At 41.2% G+C, this 25,407-nt stretch carries 29 protein-coding genes; 28 read left to right on the plus strand and 1 reads right to left on the minus strand.

Annotated features, from left to right (window positions below; genetic code table 11):
- Positions 1–11: 11 nt before the first annotated feature.
- From mtrB to ypjB, 26 genes are all read left to right on the plus strand, one after another.
- On the plus strand, positions 12–242 hold the full coding sequence (mtrB, locus tag M1D84_RS08515; protein ID WP_008344541.1) for a trp RNA-binding attenuation protein MtrB: 231 nt from the start codon (positions 12–14) through the stop codon (positions 240–242).
- A 114-nt stretch (positions 243–356) separates the two neighbouring features.
- On the plus strand, positions 357–1,124 hold the full coding sequence (locus M1D84_RS08520; RefSeq protein WP_061109295.1) for a heptaprenyl diphosphate synthase component 1: 768 nt from the start codon (positions 357–359) through the stop codon (positions 1,122–1,124).
- A 3-nt stretch (positions 1,125–1,127) separates the two neighbouring features.
- A complete protein-coding gene (locus tag M1D84_RS08525; RefSeq protein WP_024422810.1) occupies positions 1,128–1,832 on the plus strand; it encodes a demethylmenaquinone methyltransferase in 705 nt (234 codons plus the stop codon).
- A 24-nt stretch (positions 1,833–1,856) separates the two neighbouring features.
- Positions 1,857–2,819: a heptaprenyl diphosphate synthase component II gene (hepT, locus tag M1D84_RS08530; RefSeq protein WP_024422809.1), complete on the plus strand. Its 963-nt coding sequence runs from the start codon at positions 1,857–1,859 to the stop codon at positions 2,817–2,819.
- Between the two features lie 129 nt (positions 2,820–2,948).
- Positions 2,949–3,395, plus strand: coding sequence for a nucleoside-diphosphate kinase (ndk, locus tag M1D84_RS08535; protein WP_024422808.1), 447 nt, complete (start codon positions 2,949–2,951; stop codon positions 3,393–3,395).
- Between the two features lie 145 nt (positions 3,396–3,540).
- Complete coding sequence (locus tag M1D84_RS08540) at positions 3,541–4,320, plus strand: CheR family methyltransferase (protein WP_458106439.1); 780 nt, start codon at positions 3,541–3,543, stop codon at positions 4,318–4,320.
- A 73-nt stretch (positions 4,321–4,393) separates the two neighbouring features.
- Complete coding sequence (aroC, locus tag M1D84_RS08545; RefSeq protein WP_024422806.1) at positions 4,394–5,566, plus strand: chorismate synthase; 1,173 nt, start codon at positions 4,394–4,396, stop codon at positions 5,564–5,566.
- Positions 5,566–6,657 carry a 3-dehydroquinate synthase gene (aroB, locus tag M1D84_RS08550; protein ID WP_213404671.1) on the plus strand — a complete coding sequence of 364 codons (1,092 nt, stop codon included), beginning with the start codon at positions 5,566–5,568 and terminating at the stop codon, positions 6,655–6,657. Before aroC ends, aroB begins: the two co-directional genes overlap by 1 nt.
- A complete protein-coding gene (aroH, locus tag M1D84_RS08555; protein ID WP_103131998.1) occupies positions 6,654–7,037 on the plus strand; it encodes a chorismate mutase in 384 nt (127 codons plus the stop codon). The genes aroB and aroH overlap by 4 nt, the downstream gene beginning before the upstream one ends.
- 231 nt (positions 7,038–7,268) lie before the next feature.
- Positions 7,269–8,816: an anthranilate synthase component I gene (gene trpE / locus M1D84_RS08560; RefSeq protein WP_024428091.1), complete on the plus strand. Its 1,548-nt coding sequence runs from the start codon at positions 7,269–7,271 to the stop codon at positions 8,814–8,816.
- The gene (gene trpD / locus M1D84_RS08565) at positions 8,788–9,810 is read left to right on the plus strand and encodes an anthranilate phosphoribosyltransferase (protein ID WP_024428092.1); all 1,023 of its coding nucleotides are present in this window, start codon (positions 8,788–8,790) and stop codon (positions 9,808–9,810) included. The genes trpE and trpD overlap by 29 nt, the downstream gene beginning before the upstream one ends.
- Complete coding sequence (gene trpC, locus M1D84_RS08570; RefSeq protein ID WP_025093058.1) at positions 9,803–10,555, plus strand: indole-3-glycerol phosphate synthase TrpC; 753 nt, start codon at positions 9,803–9,805, stop codon at positions 10,553–10,555. Before trpD ends, trpC begins: the two co-directional genes overlap by 8 nt.
- Positions 10,552–11,220: a phosphoribosylanthranilate isomerase gene (locus M1D84_RS08575; RefSeq protein WP_103131999.1), complete on the plus strand. Its 669-nt coding sequence runs from the start codon at positions 10,552–10,554 to the stop codon at positions 11,218–11,220. Before trpC ends, M1D84_RS08575 begins: the two co-directional genes overlap by 4 nt.
- Positions 11,201–12,400: a tryptophan synthase subunit beta gene (trpB, locus tag M1D84_RS08580; RefSeq protein WP_103132000.1), complete on the plus strand. Its 1,200-nt coding sequence runs from the start codon at positions 11,201–11,203 to the stop codon at positions 12,398–12,400. The genes M1D84_RS08575 and trpB overlap by 20 nt, the downstream gene beginning before the upstream one ends.
- A complete protein-coding gene (gene trpA, locus M1D84_RS08585) occupies positions 12,397–13,200 on the plus strand; it encodes a tryptophan synthase subunit alpha (protein ID WP_458106440.1) in 804 nt (267 codons plus the stop codon). Before trpB ends, trpA begins: the two co-directional genes overlap by 4 nt.
- A gap of 11 nt (positions 13,201–13,211) precedes the next feature.
- Entirely contained in the window at positions 13,212–14,309 is a 1,098-nt protein-coding gene (gene hisC / locus M1D84_RS08590) for a histidinol-phosphate transaminase (protein WP_024422797.1), read from the plus strand.
- Between the two features lie 114 nt (positions 14,310–14,423).
- Positions 14,424–15,539, plus strand: coding sequence for a prephenate dehydrogenase (locus M1D84_RS08595; protein ID WP_024422796.1), 1,116 nt, complete (start codon positions 14,424–14,426; stop codon positions 15,537–15,539).
- Positions 15,540–15,549: 10 nt separating this feature from the next.
- Entirely contained in the window at positions 15,550–16,836 is a 1,287-nt protein-coding gene (gene aroA / locus M1D84_RS08600) for a 3-phosphoshikimate 1-carboxyvinyltransferase (RefSeq protein ID WP_073206090.1), read from the plus strand.
- Positions 16,837–17,116: 280 nt separating this feature from the next.
- Positions 17,117–18,388 (plus strand): tetratricopeptide repeat protein, encoded by a 1,272-nt coding sequence (locus M1D84_RS08605; RefSeq protein ID WP_024422794.1) that lies wholly within the window; start codon positions 17,117–17,119, stop codon positions 18,386–18,388.
- 75 nt (positions 18,389–18,463) lie between these two features.
- A complete protein-coding gene (locus M1D84_RS08610; protein ID WP_008344562.1) occupies positions 18,464–19,003 on the plus strand; it encodes a ReoY family proteolytic degradation factor in 540 nt (179 codons plus the stop codon).
- Positions 19,004–19,064: 61 nt separating this feature from the next.
- Entirely contained in the window at positions 19,065–19,511 is a 447-nt protein-coding gene (locus M1D84_RS08615) for a YpiF family protein (RefSeq protein ID WP_024428101.1), read from the plus strand.
- Positions 19,512–19,655: 144 nt separating this feature from the next.
- Entirely contained in the window at positions 19,656–20,162 is a 507-nt protein-coding gene (locus M1D84_RS08620) for a ubiquinol-cytochrome c reductase iron-sulfur subunit (RefSeq protein WP_007500911.1), read from the plus strand.
- A gap of 2 nt (positions 20,163–20,164) precedes the next feature.
- On the plus strand, positions 20,165–20,839 hold the full coding sequence (gene qcrB / locus M1D84_RS08625) for a menaquinol-cytochrome c reductase cytochrome b subunit (protein ID WP_003215804.1): 675 nt from the start codon (positions 20,165–20,167) through the stop codon (positions 20,837–20,839).
- A gap of 41 nt (positions 20,840–20,880) precedes the next feature.
- Complete coding sequence (locus tag M1D84_RS08630; protein WP_073206084.1) at positions 20,881–21,648, plus strand: menaquinol-cytochrome c reductase cytochrome b/c subunit; 768 nt, start codon at positions 20,881–20,883, stop codon at positions 21,646–21,648.
- A gap of 100 nt (positions 21,649–21,748) precedes the next feature.
- Entirely contained in the window at positions 21,749–22,342 is a 594-nt protein-coding gene (gene lhaT / locus M1D84_RS08635) for a lipoprotein heptaprenylglyceryl N-acetyltransferase LhaT (protein WP_024428102.1), read from the plus strand.
- A gap of 65 nt (positions 22,343–22,407) precedes the next feature.
- Positions 22,408–23,211 (plus strand): sporulation protein YpjB, encoded by an 804-nt coding sequence (gene ypjB, locus M1D84_RS08640; protein WP_024422790.1) that lies wholly within the window; start codon positions 22,408–22,410, stop codon positions 23,209–23,211.
- Between the two features lie 30 nt (positions 23,212–23,241).
- Here the strand turns inward: ypjB and M1D84_RS08645 are convergent, their stop codons facing one another.
- On the minus strand, positions 23,242–24,114 hold the full coding sequence (locus M1D84_RS08645; protein WP_024422789.1) for a YitT family protein: 873 nt from the start codon (positions 24,112–24,114) through the stop codon (positions 23,242–23,244).
- 137 nt (positions 24,115–24,251) lie between these two features.
- Between M1D84_RS08645 and M1D84_RS08650 the strand changes: the two genes are divergently transcribed.
- Both M1D84_RS08650 and dapB read left to right on the plus strand, forming a co-directional pair.
- Entirely contained in the window at positions 24,252–24,587 is a 336-nt protein-coding gene (locus tag M1D84_RS08650; RefSeq protein WP_024422788.1) for a nucleotide pyrophosphohydrolase, read from the plus strand.
- 5 nt (positions 24,588–24,592) lie between these two features.
- The gene (gene dapB / locus M1D84_RS08655; protein WP_024422787.1) at positions 24,593–25,396 is read left to right on the plus strand and encodes a 4-hydroxy-tetrahydrodipicolinate reductase; all 804 of its coding nucleotides are present in this window, start codon (positions 24,593–24,595) and stop codon (positions 25,394–25,396) included.
- The last annotated feature ends 11 nt before the right edge of the window (positions 25,397–25,407 follow it).

Genomic DNA, 25,407 nt, shown 5'->3' on the forward strand with positions numbered 1-25,407 from the left:
AGGTGAACAAAATGAGTGAAAATAAAGCATCTGATTTTGTGGTGATTAAAGCCATTGATAATGGTGTAAATGTCATCGGCCTAACAAGAGGCTCTGATACAAGATTTCACCATTCCGAGAAACTCGATAAAGGTGAAGTGATCATTGCACAATTTACTGAGCATACGTCAGCGATCAAAGTAAGAGGCGATGCTGTCATTCAAACAAGCTTCGGCGAAATTCAAAGCGAAGCAAAGAAATAAAGAACTTGTAGCACTTGATAGCATAAAAGTGAGAGCTGATATGGTATAATAAATCTCTATACAATGTGCAGGTCTACATATGAAACTGTAATTTTTGGGACAAGGGTGATATCTTTGCAAGACATCTACGGAATTTTATCTAATCTAAATATAAAATTAAATAAAAAGCTTTCTCATCCTTATTTGGCGAAGCATTTACGCGCACCACTCATCGATGAAGATAAGCTCCTTCTTTTTCATGCAATGTTTGAAGAAGCTCAAATTGATGCAGAGAAAAAAGAAAATTATATTTTAACGGCGATGCTTGTGCAAATTGCCCTTGATACCCATGACGAAGTCACAACTGCTGCAGCCATCAAGCAAGACGAATTTAAAAATCGTCAGCTGACCATCCTGGCAGGAGACTATTTCAGCGGTCTCTATTATTCTCTTCTCTCTGACATGAAAGACATTTATATGATCCGCACGCTCGCTACGGCGATCAAAGAGATCAATGAACATAAAATTAGACTGTATGACCGGTCCATTCAAGATGCAGCGCACTTTTACAAAAGTGTAGCTACAGTTGAATCTGCGCTTTTCCAAAGGATTTCTGAGCATTTTCAATTAACGCATTGGAATGAGATTGCAAGTCGTTTTCTTGTTTATAAACGTTTCATGAAACAAGCAGAAAATGACAAACATTTAAAACTTTTTTTGAACGATCGTTATACGGACGCCTATTCATGTTTTGACAACTTTGAGAATGAAGGCTATGAAAAGGCCAAACGGCCGATCAAGGAGCATCTTGTTTCATCTCCGGTCGTTCAAAAAGAGCTATTAAATCGCTTGGATCATATGAAAAATGAGCCTGCGTACCATCAGAAAGTGGAAGAAGGGTAAGTCATGCAGCAATCAAAAGAACAGCGAGTACACGGTGTATTTGAAAAAATTTATAAAAACTATGATCAAATGAACTCTGTCATCAGCTTTAAACAGCATAAAAAATGGCGTGATAAAACAATGAAACTCATGAATGTGCAAAAAGGCTCTAAAGCATTAGATGTATGCTGCGGGACAGCCGATTGGACAATTGCGCTTGCAGATGCTGTTGGAGAAAAAGGCGAGGTCAAAGGCCTTGATTTCAGTAAAAACATGCTGAGTGTTGGAGAAACGAAGGTGAAGACTGGGGGCTACAAACAAATTGAATTGCTTCATGGCAATGCGATGGAGCTCCCTTTTGAGGACAACTCATTTGATTATGTCACCATCGGTTTTGGACTTAGAAACGTTCCTGATTATTTAACGGTGCTCAAGGAAATGACAAGAGTAGTGAAGCCTGGCGGAATGGTTGTCTGTCTGGAGACTTCACAGCCTGAGATGATCGGCTTTAAACAGGGCTACTACATCTATTTCAAATACATTATGCCGCTCTTTGGTAAATTGTTTGCCAAAAGCTATCAGGAGTATTCATGGCTTCAAGAATCAGCCAAAACGTTCCCTGGCATGAAAGAGCTGGCGGCTCTGTTCGAAGAGGCCGGGTTGTCTGATGTCTCGTATCATCCATTTACAGGCGGTGTAGCAGCAACACATATCGGAAAGAAGCTTTGAATAAACGATATTTGGGTGAAGATAATGAAACTAAAAGCAATGATCTCTTTTTTAAATCATGATATCGATATAATTGAAAAAGAGCTTGAACAAACAGTTCGCTCTGATTATGCATTATTAAGTGAAGCAGGTCTTCATTTGCTGCAAGCGGGCGGAAAACGAATCCGCCCCGTTTTTGTTCTCCTTTCAGGCATGTTTGGTGACTATGACATTAATAAAATTAAATATGTTGCCGTTGCCCTCGAGCTGATTCATATGGCATCACTTGTTCACGATGATGTTATTGATGATGCAGAGCTGAGAAGAGGCAAACCAACGATAAAGGCAAAATGGGATAACAGAATTGCCATGTACACAGGGGATTATATGTTTGCGAGATCACTTGAATACATGACAAAAATCAATCACCCAATGGCACATGAAATTTTGTCAAAAATGGTCGTCGAGCTTTGTCTTGGTGAGATAGAGCAAGTGAAAGATAAATATAATATGGATCAAAACCTCCGTACATATTTAAGAAGAATCAAACGAAAAACAGCCTTGCTCATTGCAGGCAGCTGTCAATTAGGCGCCATTGCAGCAGGTACAGATGAAAAAACACATAAAGCCCTCTATTGGTTTGGATACTATGTCGGCATGTCCTATCAAATCATTGATGATGTCCTTGATTTCACATCAACTGAAGAAGAGCTGGGCAAGCCTGTCGGAGGAGACCTTTTACAAGGGAATGTCACACTCCCAGTCTTATATGCACTGAAAAATCCGACGCTAGAAGGTCAATTGAAGCTGATCAATAGTGAAACGACGGAGAAGCAGCTGGAGCCTGTCATTGAAAGCCTCAAACAAACAGATGCGATCGACCGCTCGATTCGAGTGAGTGAAATGTATTTGAAAAAAGCTTTTGAACAGCTCGACAAACTTCCTCGAGGACGAGCGAGAACGTCACTCGCCTCCATTGCAAAATATATTGGGAAACGAAAATTCTAATCAACGTGATGTTGATTGGTTTTTTTGTGAAATTTTTTGTCAAAAATTGATTATTATAAAAAAAAATGATACGATCACTTTGTAACAATGTAAGCCTATACATACATAACGACGGGGTGGAAAACGTATATGGACAAAACATTTCTTATGGTCAAACCTGATGGTGTGGAAAGACAATTAATCGGTGACATTGTGTCAAGATTCGAAAAAAAGGGGCTTCAGCTTGTTGGTGCAAAACTAATGAGTATTCCAAAGGAAGTAGCAGAAACCCATTACGGAGAGCATAAAGAAAAACCGTTTTTCGGGGAATTGGTTGACTTTATTACGTCAGGACCTGTATTTGCAATGGTATGGCAAGGTGAACAGGTAGTAGACGTAACAAGACAGATTATCGGCAAAACAAATCCAAAGGAAGCGCTTCCAGGCACAATAAGAGGAGACTATGGATTGACTGTTGGGAAAAACATTATCCATGGGTCAGACTCACCAGAAAGTGCTGAAAGAGAAATTAACTTATTCTTCAAACAAGAAGAACTCACAAGCTGGGATCAAACCATCTCAAGCTGGATTTATTAAGTTTCAAGCCAAGGTGTTCATCTAATGAGCACTTTGGCTTTTTTTATATTGAACTTTCTACACGAAATTTCTCGTGAGAAGATACAAATTTTCGATAAAAACAGCTATACTAGGACAAAGATAGATGAGACAGGAGAGGACATTGATGGATCCATATCAAGTATTTGTTGGAAAATGGAAAAAACTAACCGGGGTTGATCTAAATTTATATAAAGAAGCACAAATGAAACGTAGATTAACCTCACTTTATGATAAAAAAGGATTTAAAGATTTTGAAGCATTCGCGGCCGCGCTTGAAAAGGACAGAGCATTATTAGATGAGACGATGGACCGCATGACGATAAATGTGTCAGAATTTTACCGAAACTATCAGCGCTGGGAAGTACTTGATCAAAAAATCCTGCCGCTGCTCTCGAAAAATGGCGGCACCTTAAAGATTTGGAGTGCAGCATGTTCGACAGGAGAGGAGCCATATACACTTTCCATGCTGCTGTCAAGTCATCCTCTTGTGAAAGACTTCCAAATTATTGCAACTGATATTGATGATAAAGTTCTGCAGTCAGCTCAAAAAGGCAGATATCACGAACGCTCTCTGCAAGAGGTGCCAGATCATATCAAGCAAAAATATTTCAAAAAAGAAGATTCTTCATTTTACACTGTGAAGGATGAGGTTCGAAAGCATATTCAATTTAAGAAGCACAACCTTTTAGCAGATCCATATGAAAAACAGCTTGACCTCATCGTCTGCCGAAATGTACTGATTTACTTTACTGAAGAGGCAAAAGAAGAAATTTACTTAAAAATGAGCAGCAGTTTAAAACAAAATGGCGTATTATTTGTTGGTTCTACAGAGCAAATTTTTCACCCAGAAAAGTTTGGACTGACATCTGCTGATACTTTCTTTTATCAAAAGAAGGGTATGTAGCTGACTTTTTAGTAGCAAGTGTGTTATTATATTTTTACTTAAAAGCGTTAATGCGATGAAGGGAGATTGAGTCATGAGGTACTTAACAGCAGGTGAATCACATGGTCCACAACTGACCACAATTATTGAAGGAGTTCCAGCGGGACTTTACATAGAGCAGGATGACATCAATTATGAATTGGCTAGAAGACAAAAAGGTCATGGCCGCGGAAGAAGAATGCAGATTGAAAAAGACCAGGCGAAAGTGTTAAGTGGTGTTCGCCACGGGAGAACATTAGGTTCCCCAATCGCACTTGTTGTTGAAAACAACGATTGGAAGCATTGGACAAAGGTGATGGGGGCAGAGCCGATCACAGAAGAAGAAGAAAGTGAAATGAAGCGTCAAATCTCCCGTCCAAGACCAGGACATGCGGATTTAAATGGGGCGATTAAATATGGACACCGTGATATGAGAAACGTATTAGAGCGCTCATCAGCCCGCGAGACAACTGTTCGCGTAGCAGCAGGCGCAGTTGCCAAACAAATCTTGGCGCATCTAGGGATTAAAGTAGCTGGCCACGTTCTTGAAATTGGCGGAGTGAAAGCAGCTCATACAGCATATGAGTCTATTGAAGATTTGCAGAAGGTAACAGAAGAATCACCTGTTCGCTGCTATGACAGTGAAGCAGGTCAGAAAATGATGGATGCAATTGATGAAGCGAAGAAAAACGGCGATTCAATTGGTGGAATTGTTGAAGTCATCGTTGAAGGGATGCCGGTTGGGGTTGGCAGCTATGTTCATTACGACCGTAAATTGGACAGCAAGCTTGCTGGCGCTGTACTTAGTATCAACGCTTTTAAAGGGGTTGAATTCGGTATTGGCTTCGAGGCAGCCTCTAAAAATGGCAGTGAGGTCCATGATGAAATTATCTGGGATGAGGAAAAGGGCTATACGAGAAAAACAAATCGCCTAGGTGGTCTTGAAGGCGGAATGTCAACGGGTATGCCAATTGTCGTAAGAGGGGTTATGAAACCAATCCCAACGCTTTATAAGCCGCTTCAAAGCGTTGACATTGAAACAAAAGAACCTTTCTCTGCAAGTATTGAACGATCTGACAGCTGTGCTGTTCCTGCTGCAAGTGTTGTTGCAGAAGCAGTCGTTGCATGGGAAATTGCCAATGCAGTTGTGGAGCAGTTTGGCCTTGACCAAATCGACCGCATTAAAGAAAATGTTGAGAAAATGCGCCAGCTTCAGAGGGAATTTTAATGAAAACACTGGAAGTTAAGACGTCTTCAGCCACTTATCCTGTATTTATCGGTGATGGGATTAAACGCAATATCGTCGACTTGATAACTTCCACTGGGCATTCCTATACGAAGCTTTTAATCGTCACAGATGCAGCTGTTGATGCCATTTATGGTGATGAGATGGTTCGCTTACTTCAGCAGAAGTGGCCTGTGAACAAAGTGGTTGTGCCGAGCGGAGAGCAGTCAAAATCCTTTGCCGAATTTGAGCATATTCATACGAAAGCCATTCGATTTCAGCTTGATCGTTCCTCCTGCATCATTGCGCTGGGAGGCGGCGTAATTGGAGATTTGGCTGGCTTTGCTGCTGCCACTTATATGAGAGGCATTGATTTTATCCAAGTGCCGACCACACTGCTGGCACATGATAGTGCAGTTGGCGGGAAAACAGGGATCAACCATCCGCTCGGTAAAAATTTAATCGGTGCGTTTCATCAGCCGAAAGCTGTGATCTATGATACTAGTATGCTTGAGACACTATCTCAAATTGAACGAAGATCAGGCTTTGCAGAAGTCATCAAACATGCACTGATTTCAAGTGAAGAATTTTTATCAGAACTCATGTCCATTCGTTCTTTGACGGATTTATCAAAAAGCGAGCTGGCACATATGCTGTATCAAGGCATTCAAGTCAAAGCGTCAATCGTTCAAGAAGATGAAAAAGAACAAGGTGTGCGTGCATTTTTGAATTTAGGCCATACACTGGGGCATGCCATTGAAGCAGAGTATGGATATGGCGCCATCACGCATGGAGATGCCATTGCAATCGGCATGCAGTTTGCGCTGTATGTGAGCGAAAAGCAGCTGGGGCTCAGCCTTAATCGTTTGGAACTAAAAGAATGGATGAAAGATCTCGGTTTCCCGGTCAAAGTCACACAAGATATTTCCACAAAAACTTTTGTTGACCGGATGATTGGAGATAAAAAGGCAAGAGGCGGCAGTGTTCAATTTGTTTTATTAAAACAGGTTGGAGACGTCACCTTGCAGTCTTTCACAAAAGATGAGCTGCACTACTGGCTCGAAGAATGGAAACGGGAGGAGGGGTGTCTATGATGTTTCGCGGGATACGTGGGGCTACAACTGTGATAGAAGATACAGAAACAGAAGTGTTAAACAAAACGAAACAGCTGTTAGAAGTGATCATTTCAAGAAACCAAGTAGATCCAGAACGTGTCGTGCAGATCTTGATTTCAGCTACACAAGATATTCACTCCGTTTTTCCGGCAAAAGCACTTCGTCAGTTTGAAGGATGGACATATGTACCAGTTACTTGCATGCAGGAACTGGACATTGATGGCGGTTTAAAGAAATGTATTCGTGTCTTAATGACTGTCCAGACGGATACAAAGCAGGAAGACATACAGCATGTATACTTGGAAGAAGCTGTGACGCTTCGCCCTGATTTACAGTTGACAAAAAACAAGGAATTATAATACGATATGAACAGCCGAAGTTTACACACAGGTGTAAACGGCATTGCAAGCTTAGAGAAGATGAGAATGAGACTAGGGTAGTTGAGATGAGTAGAGTTGAGCAGAGATACGATACTTCTATTTAATCATACTGCCTAAAAGAGCAATCCTCTTTTAGGCTTATTTCGTATACTCATACAAACCCTCTATATGTCCCCTCATTCTCCTTAATCCCATTTAAGGAGTGTGCTTATGAATTCCCAATCAAACCTGACCCAATTTTTAAAGGACAGTGAGTCCTACAAAACGATCCCAATTGTTGAAACCATTACAGTCGATACGCTCTCACCGATTCAAATTGTTGAAAAACTCAAACAAGATATTGTGTATTTGCTAGAAAGCAAAGATGAGTCTTCCAGCTGGTCGAGATATTCCTTCATTGGATTGCACCCGTTTTTAACCTTACATGATGACCAAAACAAATACGTTGCACGTGACGCTGCGGGGCAGGAAGTCATGCAAAAGCAAGAGCTGAAAGAACTGCTGGATTGGATGAAAGAGCAATATCAAATCAAAACGCCAGATATTGATATCCCATTTACAGGCGGGGCTGTTGGGTACTTAAGCTACGATCTGATCCCAAACATTGAACCTTCTGTCAGGCCTCACCGCAGCGCATCGCTGGCAGAAAATTGCACATTATTTGTCTGCCAAACGATGATTGCCTTTGATCATGAAACAAATCATGTTCATTTTATCCAATACACTCAGCTGGCCGGACATGAAACAGAAGACGAAAAAATTCGAGCTTACAAAGAAAATCAAAAACAGCTTGAACAGATGATTCACAAGCTCCATTCAAAGGTTGATATGAAAGAACTGATTTTATCAGGGAATATGAATGAGCCGCCATCCTTTGAACATGTGACGTCAACCTATGAAAAAGCGCAATTTTTAAAAGACGTAGAAAAAATCAAAGAATACATTCGAGCGGGTGACATTTTTCAAGGCGTACTCTCGCAGCGATTTGATATCCCTGTATCAGTGAGTTCATTTGAGTTATACCGCGTGCTTCGGATTGTGAATCCATCTCCTTATATGTATTTTATGAAATTAAAAGATCGTGATTTAGTCGGCAGCTCGCCAGAACGATTAATCCATGCCAAAAATGGGCATTTAGAAATTCATCCTATTGCTGGCACAAGAAAACGAGGAACAACAAGAGAAGAGGATGCTGAACTAGCAAGAGAGCTGCTTGAAGATGAAAAGGAAAAAGCCGAGCATTACATGTTAGTGGATCTTGCCAGAAATGATGTAGGCCGTGTGGCAGAATACGGCAGTGTGTCCGTACCAACCTTTACAAAAGTAGTGAACTTCTCTCATGTCATGCACATCATCTCCATTGTGACAGGAAAGCTAAAGCGGGATACACATCCAGTTGATGCGCTCATGTCCGCATTCCCAGCAGGCACATTAACAGGTGCCCCGAAAATAAGAGCGATGCAATTATTAAATGAAATGGAGCCTGAGCCAAGGGAAACGTATGGCGGCTGTATTGCTTATATTGGATTCGACGGCAATATCGACTCCTGTATTACGATTCGTACGATGAGCGTCAAAAATCAGACCGCTTCTATACAAGCAGGCGCCGGCATTGTGGCTGATTCTGTCCCAGAAAATGAATGGGAAGAGACTTGTAACAAGGCAGGAGCACTTCTGAAAGCCATTCAGCTTGCGGAACATATTTTCTCAGAAAAGGAGAGTGTGCAGGATGAATCACCGACTATCAGCTCTTGTTAATGGAGGCTTTCTATCAGAAAATGAAGCAAATAAACTCATGCAAGATATGATGAGCGGCTTTTTAACAGATGCTGAAGTCGCTGCGAGTCTCTCGATTTTAGCGCATAGAGGAGAAACCGCTGAAGAAATGACGGGTTTTGTGAAAGCCATGCGGCAAAATGCAGCACCAATGGAACGAGCGCTTGATGTAGTAGATACTTGCGGCACAGGAGGCGATGGACTCTCCACCTTTAATATATCAACTGCGGCTGCCATTGTCGCTTCCGCTGCTGGAGCCAAAATCGCCAAACACGGAAATCGATCAGTTTCTTCTAAAAGCGGGAGTGCCGATGTACTAGAGTGTCTTGGGATTCATATTCAATCCACACCAGAAGAAACAAGAAGACAAATACAAGAGAAAAACATGGGCTTTTTATTTGCACCATTGTATCATTCATCTATGAAACAAGTAGCCGCAGTCCGCAAGCAGCTCGGCTTCCGGACGGTATTTAATCTCTTAGGCCCGCTTTGCCACCCAATGCAAGCCAAAAAGCAAATCATCGGTGTTTACTCAAAGGAAAAGGCAAAATTAATGGCAGAAGCCCTTGCACCGTTAGAGCCAGAACATGTGCTGTTTGTTTGCGGAGAAGATGGACTGGATGAATTAACGATTACAGCAAATTCATATGTGATTGAACTCAAAAAAGATGTCATGACAGAATATACACTCAATCCCGAAGACTTTGGGCTGCAAAAAGGATATTTATCAGAAATTCAGGTCCAATCACCGGAAGAGAGTGCTAAATTGATTCAGAATATATTGAATCATCAAACAGAAGGGGCGCCGCTTCATATTACAGCCCTGAATGCTGGAGCGGCTTTATATGTCGCAGGGAAGTCAGAAAGCCTCATGGCCGGAACATTAAAAGCGATTGAAACGATTAAAAACGGCGCAGCCAAAGAACAATTGGCTCGATTAAAACAAAAAACGAGAGAGGAAGAGATCTATGCTTAATCAAATCATTGCCCGCAAAAAAGAACATATTCAAACATTGCAGTTACCAGTAGATGGACACTTTGAAAGACGATCATTTAAAGAAGCACTCATGAATCCTCATCGCTCAATTGGTCTCATTGCGGAGGTGAAAAAAGCGTCTCCTTCCAAAGGAATCATTCAACCGAATTTTGATCCTTTACAAACAGCAAAAGCTTACGAAAAATCAAACGCTGATTGCTTATCTGTTTTAACGGATGAACCGTTCTTTCAAGGGAAAAACGAATACTTATCCCTCATTAAAAAACACGTAGATCGTCCAATTTTAAGAAAAGATTTCATCATTGACTCCATACAGGTAGAAGAGTCAAGACGTATAGGGGCAGATGCCATTTTATTAATTGGAGAAGTACTTGAGCCGCAAAAGCTGCAAGAGCTCTATGCTGAAGCGAAAGAGAAAGGCCTTGATGTCCTTGTCGAAGTACATGCAGCAGATACACTGGAAAATATTTTAAAGTTGTTCACTCCTGAAATCATTGGAGTGAACAACCGGAATTTAAATACATTTACAACAACAGTCGAACAAACAAAAGAGATCGCACCCCTTGTTCCAAAAGATGTTTTACTAGTGAGTGAGAGCGGTATTCAAACATTTGATGATCTGGCCTTTGTGAAGAAACATGGAGCGGGTGCAGTTCTTGTAGGAGAATCATTAATGAGAGAACAATCACAAGAAAAAGCCGTTCAGACATTGTTTGGAGAATGAACAGGATGAAGCCTTATGTAAAATATTGCGGGGCAGTGTCACAAGATGATGTGGAATGTATTGCGCAATCTCACGCAGATGCCATTGGATTTATTTTTGCTCCAAGTAAAAGACAAGTCCAGCCAGATCAAGTGAAACAATGGCTCATCCAAACAAAGTGTGAGAAAAAAATTGCCGGTGTATTTGTAAATGAAAAGATCGAAAAAGTGTGTGAGATCACAAAACATATACCTTTAGATATCGTACAGCTTCATGGAGATGAAACGCAGGATGACGCTAAAGAAATCAAACAACAAACAGGGGCTGTCGTTTGGAAAGTGTTCCACCACGCATCCAATATCACAAACACGCTTGAAAAAATGACGGCATTTGCGCCTGTTGTCGATGGCTTCCTTATTGATGCGAAAGTAAAAGGGATGAGAGGCGGCTCTGGAACAGCTTTTGCTTGGGAGGCGGTGCCTGCATACGTTCAGCATGCAAAACGGCTGGAGAAAACTTGCATAATTGCAGGCGGCATCACACCAGAAACGATAGCAGAGCTCCTTGCCTATGGTCCAGAAGCGATCGATCTTTCAAGCGGAATAGAAGAAAACGGAAAGAAAAGCAGCGCTAAGATCGAAGCGCTCGAAGAAAGGATGTTAAATGATGTACGCATATCCAAATGAGATTGGCAGATACGGAGAATTCGGAGGGAAATTTGTCCCGGAAACGCTCATGCAGCCACTTGCAGAAATCGAGCAGGCATTTCGTGAATTAAAAGAAGACCCTGCTTTTCAAGCAGAATATGTTTCACTACTTCGAAACTATTCGGGCAGACCAACTGCGCTTACATATGCTGACCAATTATCAGCATACCTCGGCGGCGCAAAAATCTATTTAAAAAGAGAAGATTTAAACCACACGGGTGCTCATAAAATTAACAATGCGCTTGGTCAGGCCCTGCTTGCGAAAAAAATGGGGAAATCAAACATCATCGCAGAAACAGGCGCGGGCCAGCACGGAGTAGCTGCTGCAACGGTGGCCGCAAAGTTCGGGTTATCCTGCACGGTATTTATGGGAAAAGAAGATGTGGAAAGACAATCACTCAATGTCTTCCGAATGAAACTGCTGGGCGCTGAAGTCATACCTGTCACAAGCGGAAATGGCACACTAAAAGATGCAACCAACGAAGCCATCCGCTATTGGGTTCAGCACTGCAGTGATCATTTTTATATGATTGGCTCCGTTGTAGGCCCTCATCCGTATCCTCAAATCGTCAGCGAGTTCCAGCGCATGATTGGTGATGAAGCAAAAGAGCAGCTGCTTGAAAAAGAAGGAAGGCTTCCTCATAAAGTCATTGCCTGTGTTGGCGGCGGAAGTAATGCCATTGGAATGTACCGGGCATTTTTAGATGAAGAAGTAGATATCATTGGTGTAGAGGCAGCTGGAAAAGGAATCGATACGCCGCTCCATGCTGCAACCATCACGAAAGGAACCAAAGGTGTGATCCACGGGTCTTTGACATATTTAATTCAAGATGAATTTGGCCAAATTATTGAGCCATATTCTATTTCTGCTGGTTTAGATTATCCGGGAATTGGACCAGAACACGCATATTTACATGCGAGCGGACGGGTTCAATATGTGAGTGCGACAGATCAAGAAGCACTAGCTGCACTAAAGCTGCTGACTGAAAAAGAAGGAATTCTGCCAGCAATTGAATCTGCACATGCGCTAGCCAAAGCGTTTGAGGTAAGCAAGACGATGGATGAAGACGAAATCGTCCTTGTCTGCCTGTCAGGAAGAGGCGATAAGGATGTGCATACATTAATGAACGTGCTCGAAAGTGAGGGGAAAACAAAATGATTAGATTTCAATTAGAGCAAGGCGAAAAATTATTTATCCCATTTATCACAGCTGGAGATCCGTCAGAAGACATCACGATTGATTTAGCTATCTCCCTTCAAGCTGCCGGTGCACATGCGATTGAACTCGGTGTTCCTTATTCCGATCCATTAGCAGACGGTCCTGTCATTCAAAGAGCCTCCAAAAGAGCTCTAAATCATGGCATGAATATCGTAAAAGCGATAGAATTAGCAGGGAAGATGAAAAAAAACGGTGTAAAAATTCCTGTAATTCTATTTACGTATTATAATCCTGTGTTACAATTAGACACAGAATACTTTTTCGCTTTACTGCGCAAAAATCATATTTCGGGACTCTTAACACCCGACTTGCCGTTTGAAGAGAGCAGCGAGCTGCAAAAGAACTGTCAAACACATGACATTTCATATATTTCACTCGTTGCACCAACAAGCAAGGAACGATTAGTAAACATTGTAGAGCAGGCAGAAGGTTTTGTGTATTGTGTTTCATCTCTTGGTGTAACAGGTGTCAGACAATCCTTTGACGCGTCAATTACAGATTTTATTCAACAAGTGAAACAGCTGAGTCACATACCGGTTGCGGTCGGTTTTGGCATCTCAACAAGAGAGCAGGTAGACTCAATGAATCAACTGAGTGACGGTGTTGTTGTCGGAAGTGCACTTGTGAAAAAAATTGAAGAGCTTCATGAACAATTGCTGGCAAGTGATACACGTCAAGAGGCTTTAAGAGAATTTGAAACATATGCAAAAACATTTAGTGCCCTCTATTCATTCAAATGAGGTGAAACATTTTGCAAATCAAAGATCAATTAAAACAGCTAAAACCGTATCAACCTGGGAAACCAATTGAAGAGGTCAAAAAAGAATATCAATTAGACAAAATTGTGAAATTGGCTTCAAATGAAAACCCTTTTGGATGTTCTGTACATGCAAGAGAGGCAATACAAGCTGAGCTCGAACATTTAGCGATTTATCCTGATGGATACAGCGCAAGTTTAAGAACGGAGCTTGCTGAGTTTCTTCAAGTAAGTGAAAAGCAATTAATTTTCGGGAATGGCTCAGATGAACTTGTGCAAATTATTGCGAGAGCTTTCCTTGACCAACATACAAATACCGTCATCCCATCTCCATCTTTTCCGCAATACCGTCACAATGCAGTGATTGAACATGCTGAAATTCGAGAAGTGCCTCTTTTAGAAGGAGGAGCTCACGATCTGAAGGGCATGCTGGATGCGATCGATGAAAACACGAAGGTTGTCTGGGTATGTAATCCAAATAACCCGACAGGAAATCATTTGTCAGAATCTGAGATTGTGGCGTTTTTAGACGAAGTGCCAGCTCACGTGCTTGTTGTTCTAGATGAAGCGTATTTTGAATACGTTCGTGCGGAAGATTTTCCAAACAGTTTATCTTTATTACACAATTATCAAAATGTCATTGTACTTCGAACGTTTTCTAAAGCATATGGACTTGCAGCGCTTCGAGTAGGCTACGGAATTGCATCAGAAGAGCTGATTACTGCCATTGAACCAGCGAGAGAGCCGTTTAATACCAGCCGTATCGCTCAGGCAGCTGCTCGTGCAGCGATCAAAGATCAAGATTTCATACAATCATGCAGACAGAAAAACGAAGCAGGTCTCAAGCAATATCAAGATTTTGCAGACCGTTTTGGACTATATATCTATCCATCTCAAACAAACTTTGTGCTGATTGATTTTAAAAGAGATGCAGATGAATTGTTCAATGCATTATTGAAAAAAGGTTACATTGTTCGTTCCGGGAAAGCACTTGGTTTTCCGACTTCTTTACGTATTACCGTCGGAACAAAAGAGCAAAATGAAGACATTCTAAGTACACTTGCCGATTTACTGCAAGGCATTCGTGCGTAGCATAACCATAAAGTCATATCCTAAGGCAGGATATGGCTTTCATTGTACCAACCTCAATACATATAAGCTGTTGAAATAAGTTGTTTAATTTTCGCGAAAAATCAGGTGATGAATATGAATGATGCAAACGAAACAATATTAATCGCTGGACTCGGTTTAATTGGGGGATCCATTGCACTCTCGATTAAAAAAGAGTATCCTCATAAAAAAATTGTAGGATTTGATGTTTCCAAAGAGCAAATGGTTGCTGCAACAAAGCTGGGAATTATTGATGCAACAGCTGATTCGTTTCTGGCTGGTTTAGAAGAATCTTCGACCATTATTTTGGCAACACCTGTCCAGCAAACAGTAAAGATGCTTAGTGATATTGCAGACTCTGGAATTGAAAGAGAGCTCACAATCACTGATGTCGGCAGCACAAAGCAAAAGGTTGTCCATTTTGCTGAAAAAGCGCTACCTGAGCAGTACCAATTTATTGGTGGACATCCAATGGCAGGATCTCATAAGTCAGGTGTTATTGCAGCAAAAGACTTTTTATTTGAAAATGCGTTCTACATTTTAACGCCTGCAAAGGAAACAAACCGCCAAGCTGTTGATCGGTTGATGGATTTGCTAAAGGGGACAAATGCTCATTTCATAGAGATGACACCAGAAGAACATGATGCTGTGACGAGTGTAATTAGCCATTTTCCTCATATTGTTGCAGCCAGCCTTGTGCATCAAGCACATCATTTTGAAGAACAATTCCCACTTGTTAAACGGTTTGCTGCTGGAGGCTTTCGTGATATCACACGAATTGCTTCAAGCAATCCTGCAATGTGGCGGGATATCCTGCTGCACAATAAACACAAGATTTTAGACCGTTTTCATGAATGGAAAAAAGAGATTAACCGCATTGAAACCTTCGTAGAGCAAGAAGATGCTGAAGGATTGTTCTCTTATTTTCAAGATGCAAAGGAATATCGTGATGGACTGCCTCTAAGGAAAAAAGGTGCCATTCCTGCTTTTTATGATCTGTATGTCGATGTTCCGGATCACCCTGGGGTCATATCGGAGATTACAGGGCATCTAGCAAGTGAAAACATTAGTATTACAAATATCCGTATTATTGAGACGCGGGAAGACATTAATGGGATTTTACGCATTAGTTTTCAAACAGACGACGACCGCAAGCGTGCAGAAATCTGTATAAAAAATAGAGCGAATTACGATACATTTTATGCTGACTGAGGTGACAAACATGAAAATTCATAAAAATGCTCCTATGAATGGAGAAATTCATATCCCAGGTGATAAATCTATTTCACATAGATCAGTGATGTTTGGTGCAATTGCTGAAGGGACCACAGTAGTGAAAAACTTTCTTCCTGGAGCTGACTGTTTAAGTACGATTGATTGCTTTAGAAAGATGGGCGTTGAAATTGAACAAAAAGGGACAGATGTTGTCATTCATGGTAAAGGACTGAAAGAGCTCAAGGAGCCGTCTGACATTCTTGATGTTGGCAATTCTGGTACAACCATTCGATTAATGATGGGAATATTAGCTGGTTGTGAGTTTCACAGTACACTAATTGGTGATGAGAGTATTGCCAAAAGACCAATGAAACGTGTGACGGGTCCGCTGAAACAACTAGGAGCCAAAATAGACGGCAGAGCAAATGGCGAGTATACACCACTGTCTATTCGTGGCGGTCATTTAAAAGGCATAACTTATGAGTCTCCGGTGGCAAGTGCACAAATTAAGTCGGCTGTCCTTTTAGCTGGGCTGCAAGCAGAGGGTACAACAACATTAACTGAACCACATAAATCAAGAGATCATACAGAAAGAATGCTCTCTATGTTTGGTGTAAAACTAGATGAAGATGAACAAAGTGTTTCCATTGAAGGCGGCCAGACATTAACAGCAACCGATATATTTGTTCCTGGAGACATCTCTTCAGCTGCATTTTTCCTTGTAGCTGGATCAATCGTTCCTAACAGCCGGATTGTCTTAAAAAATGTCGGGCTAAACAAAACAAGAACAGGTATTATTGATGTGCTGAAACTTATGGGTGCAAACCTTGAGATCAATGAAGTAGAAGCCAAAGGCGGAGAACCGTATGGTGATTTAACGATTTCTACTTCATCATTAAAAGGGATTGAAATTTCTGGTGACATGATTTCAAGACTCATCGATGAAATTCCGATTATTGCGCTTCTTGCGACCCAAGCAGAAGGAACAACGATCATTAAAGATGCTGCTGAGTTAAAAGTTAAAGAAACCAATCGAATTGATACAGTCGTATCAGAACTTAAAAAACTCGGTGCTGATATTGAAGCAACAGATGATGGTATGAAGATTCATGGTAAAACTACGCTTCAAGGCGGCGCAGTCGTCTCAAGCTACGGAGATCACCGTATCGGTATGATGCTGGGAATTGCCGCATGTGTGACAAAGCAAGCAATTGAGATTGAAGATACAGATGCTGTTCGTGTCTCATACCCGAATTTCTTTGAACACATTGAATATTTAACGAAAACAGTCTGAGGAGGTCCTCAGGCTTTTTCTTTCCTTTTGCATATTTGTCAGAAATATAGCATAGCTTGTCTCAAGGTGAAACCTTGAAAAAAAACATTTTGTCCTATAAAAATAGTGTCTGCAGTTTACAAATCATCAGTTTCGTATAGGATGAAATGAAAAACAGTCTTTAAAACACAAAAATGGGTTCATTTTAAAAGAGCAACATATTTGCTGGATGTGTACCTGTCGATTATGATATGAAGTAACAATAGTTTAGGTTTTTGGAAACAGAAAGGAACGGTTTGATTTGAATAGTTCATTACAAGAAGCCATAAAATTAGTTGAGGCGGGTGAGACTGAAAAAGGACTCCAAACACTTGCTCAAGCAGAGAAGCATTTGCATGATGAAGAAAAGGCGCAAGCGGCTCAATTATATTATGATTGGGGAGATATCGATAAAGCACGGAATCTCATCAGTGATTTACATGATTTATATCCAGAGGAAACAGGTTTAACGTGTTTTTATGCAGAGCTGTTGATTGACTCTGATGAAGAAGAGAAGGCGATAGCAGTATTAGAAACGATTCCTGAAGATGATGATGCGTACCCAGAGAGTTTATTGTTAATGGCAGATTTGTATCAAATGCAAGGACTATTTGAAGTCAGTGAACAAAAGCTTTTAAAAGCGAAAGAACTACTTCCGAATGAAGCCATCATCGATTTTGCATTAGGTGAGTTGTATTTTTCTCAAGGCCTTTCAAAAAAAGCGGCCGATTATTTCTACAAAGTGGCAGATCAACAGCATGAGGTTGGCGGTGTCAATGTGTATCAGCGGCTCGCTGAATCGCTCAGCACAGCTGGAGAATTTGAGGATGCACTTGAATGGTACGAAAAGGCAGTAAAAGATCAAGCAGACCCGAATACTCTTTTTGGCTACGGATTTACAGCAATGAGGGCTGGCAGAACAAAAACAGCCATTCAGCAGCTTACAGAACTGAAAGATATTGATCCGTCCTATTCGTCACTTTATATGCCTTTAGCGAAAAGTTATGAGGAAGAAGGACTATATCACGAGGCTTTAGAGGTAGTAAAAGAGGGTATTAAAGTTGATGAATATAACAAAGAATTATATTTATATGGTGCCAAGATTGATTTGAAAAATGGGGATTCAGAAGATGCGAAAAAACTTCTTCAAGAAGCACTTGCTCTCGATCCGGGTTATATTGAAGCAGTTCAAACATTGCTGGCGATCTATTTAAATGAAGAGCTGTTTGATGAAATTCTGGATGTTATTAAAGAGGTAAAAAGCTTTGGGGAAGATGATCCAAAATGGAATTGGTATGCTGCATCTGCTTCTGTCGGGCGAGAAGAATACAAAGAAGCTGCCGAGTATTTCAAGCTTGCCCTGCCTGATTTTGATGAGGAGCGTGACTTTTTATATGAATACGCTTCGTTCCTTTTAGAAGAGGGCAGACAAAAAGAAGCATTGCCGTTATTACGCAAAGTTCTAGAGAAAGATGGCACGAATGAAGAAATTGAAGAAACGATTTTAAGAATTGAAGACGAAATTTCCTTATAGTTTGCAGGAATGAAGAACTGGTTTGTTGAATAATTCATGTATAGCAATTTAATTTACGATAGAGGAGGGAATAACATGCAGACCCCTGTTTCTGTCAATGAAAAAAAGGAATTTATCCGGTGGTTCTTAAACCATTATCAGCTAAAGCGAAGAGAGTGTGTTTGGATATTAAATTATTTAATGAGTCACGACTCTTTGATGGAAAAGGTTCATTTTGTAGAGCAAGCAGAATTTTGCCCAAGGGGAATCATCATGTCAACACACTGTGTGGATGAAGTTCCCTTTAGATTTTATAAAGAAAACATCATGACGACAGATGCTGAAAAGTCATTTCATGATATTCGTTTGAATAAACAGCAGGACTTGTTTATTCAATTGAATTTCCGTTCTGCTTATCGTTCGCCGGAATATGCAGCTGTTCTTGAAACAAATCCTCATATTCCAAAGGATCTTTATGAGAACGAAAAAGATAAGGATCTTGCTGAGAAAGTGCTTGAGCACTCAATCGCAACTTTCCAAAAAGAACGGCTCATGAAAGAGATAGATGAAGCACTTGACCGTCATGATCAAGAAACATTTAATAAGCTGGCAAAAGAATTAAGCCTATTGTCATAAACTGAACGAATAAGCCTTGCCCTACACAGGCAGGGCTTATGTCATGAAAGAGGGGAAATTGATGAGGTTTCAAGCAGAGGACGCGGATCGCTTTTTGCAATCTAAAGCTTACATTGATACCGCTATCATTCCATTAGTTGGGATTGATGCGGATCAAATGAAACAAACCGTGTCTTTAGGAGAGTTTACTATTCTTGTAGCAGATGAACTTGAAAGACAGTTAAAAGGGCGGGTTTTTCTTTTTCCGCCACATACATATTTGGAAGTGAGTGACCGGAAACAAGAAGATATACTCATAATGAAGCAGTCGCTCAAGGATCATTTTCAGCATGTCGTATTGATCACATCTGATCACCAGTGGAAAGAGCATACTGAGATCAGTGAATCGCTATTTTTGCTCAAGCCGGTTCCGCTGGAGCATTTGAAGGTTGAATTAAAGCAAAAAGTCATTCAAGACAGTGTAGAACAAATTTTGAACTTTTTGTTACAAAAATGGAACCCTTCATAAAAACCCTTACATTTGCATTGTACATAGCTTTTTAGGATGTTGACCTTGTGAATAGATTGATATATTATGAGGGTGTCCTAGTTTTATGAAATTTTTTCTAATTCAGTTATAAAGTAGCTGACGACCTGAGGGGGGGAGAAAAAAATGAGCGAGAAGAGACATGGAGTGTCCAGGCGTCAATTTTTGAATTACACGTTGACCGGCGTGGGGGGATTTATGGCCGCTGGAATGCTCATGCCTATGGTTCGCTTTGCGCTTGACCCTGTGCTAAAAGGAACAGAGGATCAGGATATGGTTCAAGTTGTCAGTGTAGATGAACTGACAAAGGAACCGAAGCGCTTTGACTTTAAAATTGATCAAGTAGATGCATGGTACGAGTCAAAGGAATCTAGGTCAGCATGGGTGTACAAAGAAGGGGATGAAATTGTCGCTTTATCGCCAATCTGTAAACATTTAGGATGTACAGTGAACTGGAACAGTGATCCGAAAAATCCAAACAAATTTTTCTGCCCGTGCCATTATGGGCTGTACGACAAGGATGGTACAAACGTACCCGGAACTCCACCGCTTGCACCGCTTGACCATTATAAGCAGCAAGTGAAGGACGGATACCTCTATCTTGGAAAAGCTGTGCCGAAAGGGGAAGGGTAACGATGCTTAACAAGATTTACGATTGGGTAGATGAGCGGCTGGACATTACACCAATATGGAGAGATATTGCGGATCACGAGGTGCCAGAGCACGTCAACCCAGCACATCATTTCTCCGCTTTTGTGTATTGTTTTGGCGGTTTAACGTTTTTTGTGACAGTCATTCAAGTCCTGTCGGGCATGTTTTTAACGATGTATTACGTGCCGGATATTAAAAATGCCTGGGAATCTGTCTATTATTTGCAAAATGAAGTGGCATTTGGCCAGATTGTCAGAGGGATGCACCACTGGGGTGCGAGTTTAGTCATTGTGATGATGTTTTTACATACGCTAAGGGTCTTTTTCCAAGGGGCGTATAAAAAGCCTAGAGAGCTGAACTGGATTGTTGGTGTGCTCATTTTCTTTGTGATGCTTGGACTTGGTTTTACAGGTTATCTTTTACCATGGGATATGAAGGCGCTGTTTGCGACGAAGGTTGGTCTTCAAATAGCAGAAGCAACACCTTTCATTGGTAAAGAGATCAAAACGCTGCTTGCAGGTCATCCTGACATTGTAGGGGCACAAACGCTGACGAGATTTTTCGCTATCCATGTCTTTTTCTTGCCAGCGGCATTATTTGGGCTGATGGCTGCCCACTTTATTATGATTCGTAAGCAAGGAATTTCTGGACCGCTATAAAATGCTGCGTTTGATGAATGTTCAATGAGGAGGGGATGACTTTGCATAGGGGAAAAGGGATGAAGTTTGTCGGAGATTCCAGAATACCGGCAGAAAGAAAACCTAACATACCTAAAGACTATTCCGAATATCCGGGAAAAACAGAAGCCTTTTGGCCGAACTTTCTTTTAAAGGAATGGCTTGTAGGTGCCGTTTTTTTAATTGGATTTCTTGTCCTAACTGTTGTTCATGCGCCTCCGCTTGAGCGGATGGCTGATCCAACAGATACTGGCTATATTCCGCTGCCAGACTGGTATTTCCTATTTTTGTACCAGTTATTAAAATATGAATTTGCTGCAGGAAACTTCACTGTCGTCGGCGCGATGATTATGCCTGGAATTGCGTTTGGTGCACTTTTGCTCGCACCATTTCTTGATTCAGGTCCAGAACGCAGACCGTATAGAAGACCAATTGCAGTCGGGATGATGATTCTTGCAGTCGGCGCAGCAACATATTTAACGTGGGAGTCTGTTGCAACTCATGATTGGGAAGCAGCGGCAAAACAAGGTGAGATTAAGAAAGAAGCAGAGATTGATACTTCAGCTGAAGAGTATAAAATTTATCAAGAGCAGACATGTATCTCCTGCCACGGGGATAACATGCAGGGCGGAGCAGCCGGACCGTCACTCGTTGACAACGGTCTTGCGCCTGAGGAGATCGCTAAAATCGCTGTAGAAGGAAAAGGCAACATGCCGAAGGGTGTCTTTAAAGGCAGTGATGAAGAACTTGAGAAGCTCTCTAAATATTTATCTGAGGTCAAATCAAAATAATTCAGTTGTTTAAATGCAAGTACAAGGATATACTCAAAAGAGAAAAAGCTGGCGCTGTCAGCTTTTTTCTGATTTTAACAGATCGTGAGTGAAGAGACATATGAGATGGATTCAATATTTGCTAGCGACGCGCTACATGCTTGTGCTGGTGCTTATGATCAATTTCCTTGGCACTGTGTACGGCTACTATTGGTATATTCCGCAGCTCGTAGAGACGCCGGCTGTCTTTTTAGCTTTTGTACCAGATAGTCCAACAGCCAGCTTTTTCTTTTTATTTGTATTACTTGCGTTTTTGATGAAACGAAACGCTCCTTATTTTGAAGCACTAGCTCTTGTAACCTTGATTAAATATGGGCTATGGGCAGTAGGAATGAATATCTTTGTGCTTTTATCTGTTGATGATTTTCCGTGGGAAGGATACATGCTGATTGGGTCTCACTTTGCGATGGCGGTTCAGGCTGTATTGTTTGCGCCATATTATCGTTTTCAAATGCGTCATCTCGTGGTAGCAGGCATTTGGATCTTACATAATGATGTAATTGATTATGTATTTGGTATGATGCCCCGTTATTCTATGCTGTCTGCTTACTCAAACGAGATCGGCTACGTGACGTTTTGGCTAAGTATTGCGGTTCTTCTTGTTTCGTATTATCTCGTTCTATCGAAAAAATCGGTCAAGCTGGAACTCCCTTAACAATGTTGGTCTAACCTTGTCCTTTTCTTCATACGCTGTAAGGAGAAGGGCTAGGAGGGACTTGCATGAAACGAAAGCCAATCGCGATGATTCTATTATTTTTTCTCGTATTACAGCCAGCAGTTGTCAAAGGTGAGGAAACAGCTGCTAACACGCTGCAAGAATTAACGGAACTATCAGATTCCATCTTTCAATTAACGAGACAAGCTAAATATGATGAGGCGTTACAAGTCGCATTGTATGTTGAAAAGACATTTAAAGCTGAGAATTGGCGTGGAACTTTGACGAATACGCAGATTCGGCAAATTACACTTGGCTATCAAGATATGATAAAAGGGCTGCCGCAGGAAGAATTGAATGAGCGCGAAAAGCTTCGTTATGCCTCTCAATTTAGAATGCTGCTTGATGCGATCCAGTCGGATTCTGAGCCTCTTTGGGGTTCGCTGGAGAAGCCTATTATGGGCTCTTTTCCTACTTTGAAAAAAGAAGTAAAAGATCCAGAATCGACGACATTTTATGAAACTTGGAATGAGCTGGTTTCTTTATACGATATGATCTATCCAAGTTTAACCATTGATATTTCGCCTGAAAAGCTGCAGACAATTAAGCAGCACATGGAAGTGATTGAGCAAGGTGAATTTTTAAAAGCATCAAGTGGGACAAAGCTTGAACGTCTCACGAAGCTGGAAGAGGATTTATCGAGTGTGTTTGCTCACGTCGATGAAGATGAAGCGGATCCATCGCTTTTATGGGTCATCTTAACAACCGGGAGTATCATTTTATTAACGTTAACGTATGTTGGATTTCGGAAATATCGTGCAGAAAAAGAAAAGAAGCAAAAACGTCAGGCTGATTATCCTAAATCATAAAAAAAGAAGCCCAAAACTGGTGCTTCTTTTTTAATGTGGATTGAGCGGCTTTTTGTGTTCATCTAATGTAAAGCCTTCACCGAGTACATCATGCACGTCACTGACAGATACAAACGCATGGGGATCGACTGAGGTCACGACGCTTTTAAGGTGGACAAGCTCGTTTTTCGGAACGACGCAATAAAGAACGTTGCGCTCCTGTTTCGTGTAGGAACCGACCCCTTTTAAGATGGTGACACCGCGCTCCATTTCATCTGTGATTTTCTTTTGAATGATGTCGTCTTTTTCAGAGATAATCATGGCGCCTTTGGCAGCGTAAGCGCCTTCTTGCATGAAGTCAATGACCTTCGCAGCCACAAACACTGCGACAAGTGTATACATCGCTTCTTTATAATTTAAGTAGGTCAGAGAGATGGTAATGACGCATGCGTCGAAGATGAACATTGTTCGTCCCATTGCCACCTGATAATGCTTGTTGATCAGTCTTGCAATGATGTCCACACCGCCTGTTGTACCGCCGAATTTAAAGATGATTCCGAGGCCTGTTCCGATAAATACACCTGCAAAGAGGGCGGCTAAGGCTAAATCGTGCTGGAGAGGCATATGTATTTGAAAGCGCTGGAAGATGGCAAGAAAGACAGAAAGACTCACTGTTCCTACAATTGTATAAGTAAACATCGTTCTGCCGAGCATTTTCCAGCCTATAAAAAAGATCGGAATGTTTAAGACAAGGTTTGAAATAGATGGGTCAATGTGAAATAGAAAATATAAAAGCAGTGTAATACCTGTAAATCCGCCTTCCGCCAAATTGTTCTGCATATTAAAATGAACAAGACCGAAAGAAAAAATCGCAGATCCTATTAAAATAAATACGATATTTTTAAGACGAATTTCTTTTAGCAAGAGACCACTCCTTTTTTTGCTTAGACAGCGATAATATTATATGGTATGGGAGAGAAACAAGCAAACTGAGTCTTAAACATTTGTCAAATATTTATGATTTCGCTAACATGTAAGAGATGGATAGGAGGATGAGCTTCATGACGAAAGAAAAAACGCTGCGTCACGTGCAGCAAGAAGTAGATGATTACATAGGACAATTTAAAGAAGGCTATTTCAGCCCGCTTGCCATGATGGCCCGCCTGACAGAAGAATTAGGGGAGCTGGCAAGAGAGGTTAACCATTACTATGGAGAAAAGCCGAAAAAAACAACGGAAACAGAAAAAAGCATGGAAGAAGAAATTGGCGATGTTTTGTTTGTGTTAACATGCCTTGCTAATTCACTTGATATTTCACTAGAAGAAGCACATGATCGTGTGATGCATAAATTCAACACAAGAGATAAAGACCGCTGGACGAAAAAAGAAGGGAAGTAGAGACGATGACGAACGAAACCATCAAAGTAGTAATCGCTGGAGCAAGAGGAAGAATGGGGATAGAGGCTGTGAAGCTGGCGGAAGAAACAGGCCATTTTGAGCTGGTGGCAGCACTTGATCACGCGCATGAAGGAAAAAAATTATCTGATGTGATTCATACGACATCTCATGCGCCAATTTATACGGATATTGATGTGTGTCTTTCAGAAACAACACCAGATGTATTAATTGATTTAACAACACCAGAAATCGGGAAAGTACATACAAAAAAAGCACTTGAACATGGCGTGCGTCCAGTCGTCGGAACAACTGGATTTTCAGAAGATGACCTAAAAGAGCTTCAGCAATTAACAGAAGAAAAGGGCATAGGCTGTATTATTGCACCAAACTTTGCTGTGGGTGCGGTCTTAATGATGAAATTTGCCAAAATGGCAGCGAATTATTTTCCTGACGTTGAAATCATTGAGCTTCACCATGATAAAAAATTAGATGCCCCAAGCGGTACGGGCTTAAAAACGGCTGAAATGATTGCAGAAGTAAGAGAAAGCAAGAAACAGGGACATCCAGAAGAGAAAGAATTAATCGAAGGTGCACGAGGAGCAGATTATGATGGTATCCGTCTGCACAGCGTGAGACTTCCTGGCATGATTGCACATCAAGAAGTGCTGTTTGGAATGGACGGACAGACGCTCACCATTCGTCATGATTCTTATAACCGTGCATCCTTTATGTCAGGCGTGAAGCTTTCAGTAGAGCAGGTCATGCACATTGATCAGCTCGTTTATGGTTTAGAAAATATCATCGACTAATAAGGAGTGGA

The sequence above is a fragment of the Bacillus sp. PK5-006 genome, assembly GCF_054161415.1.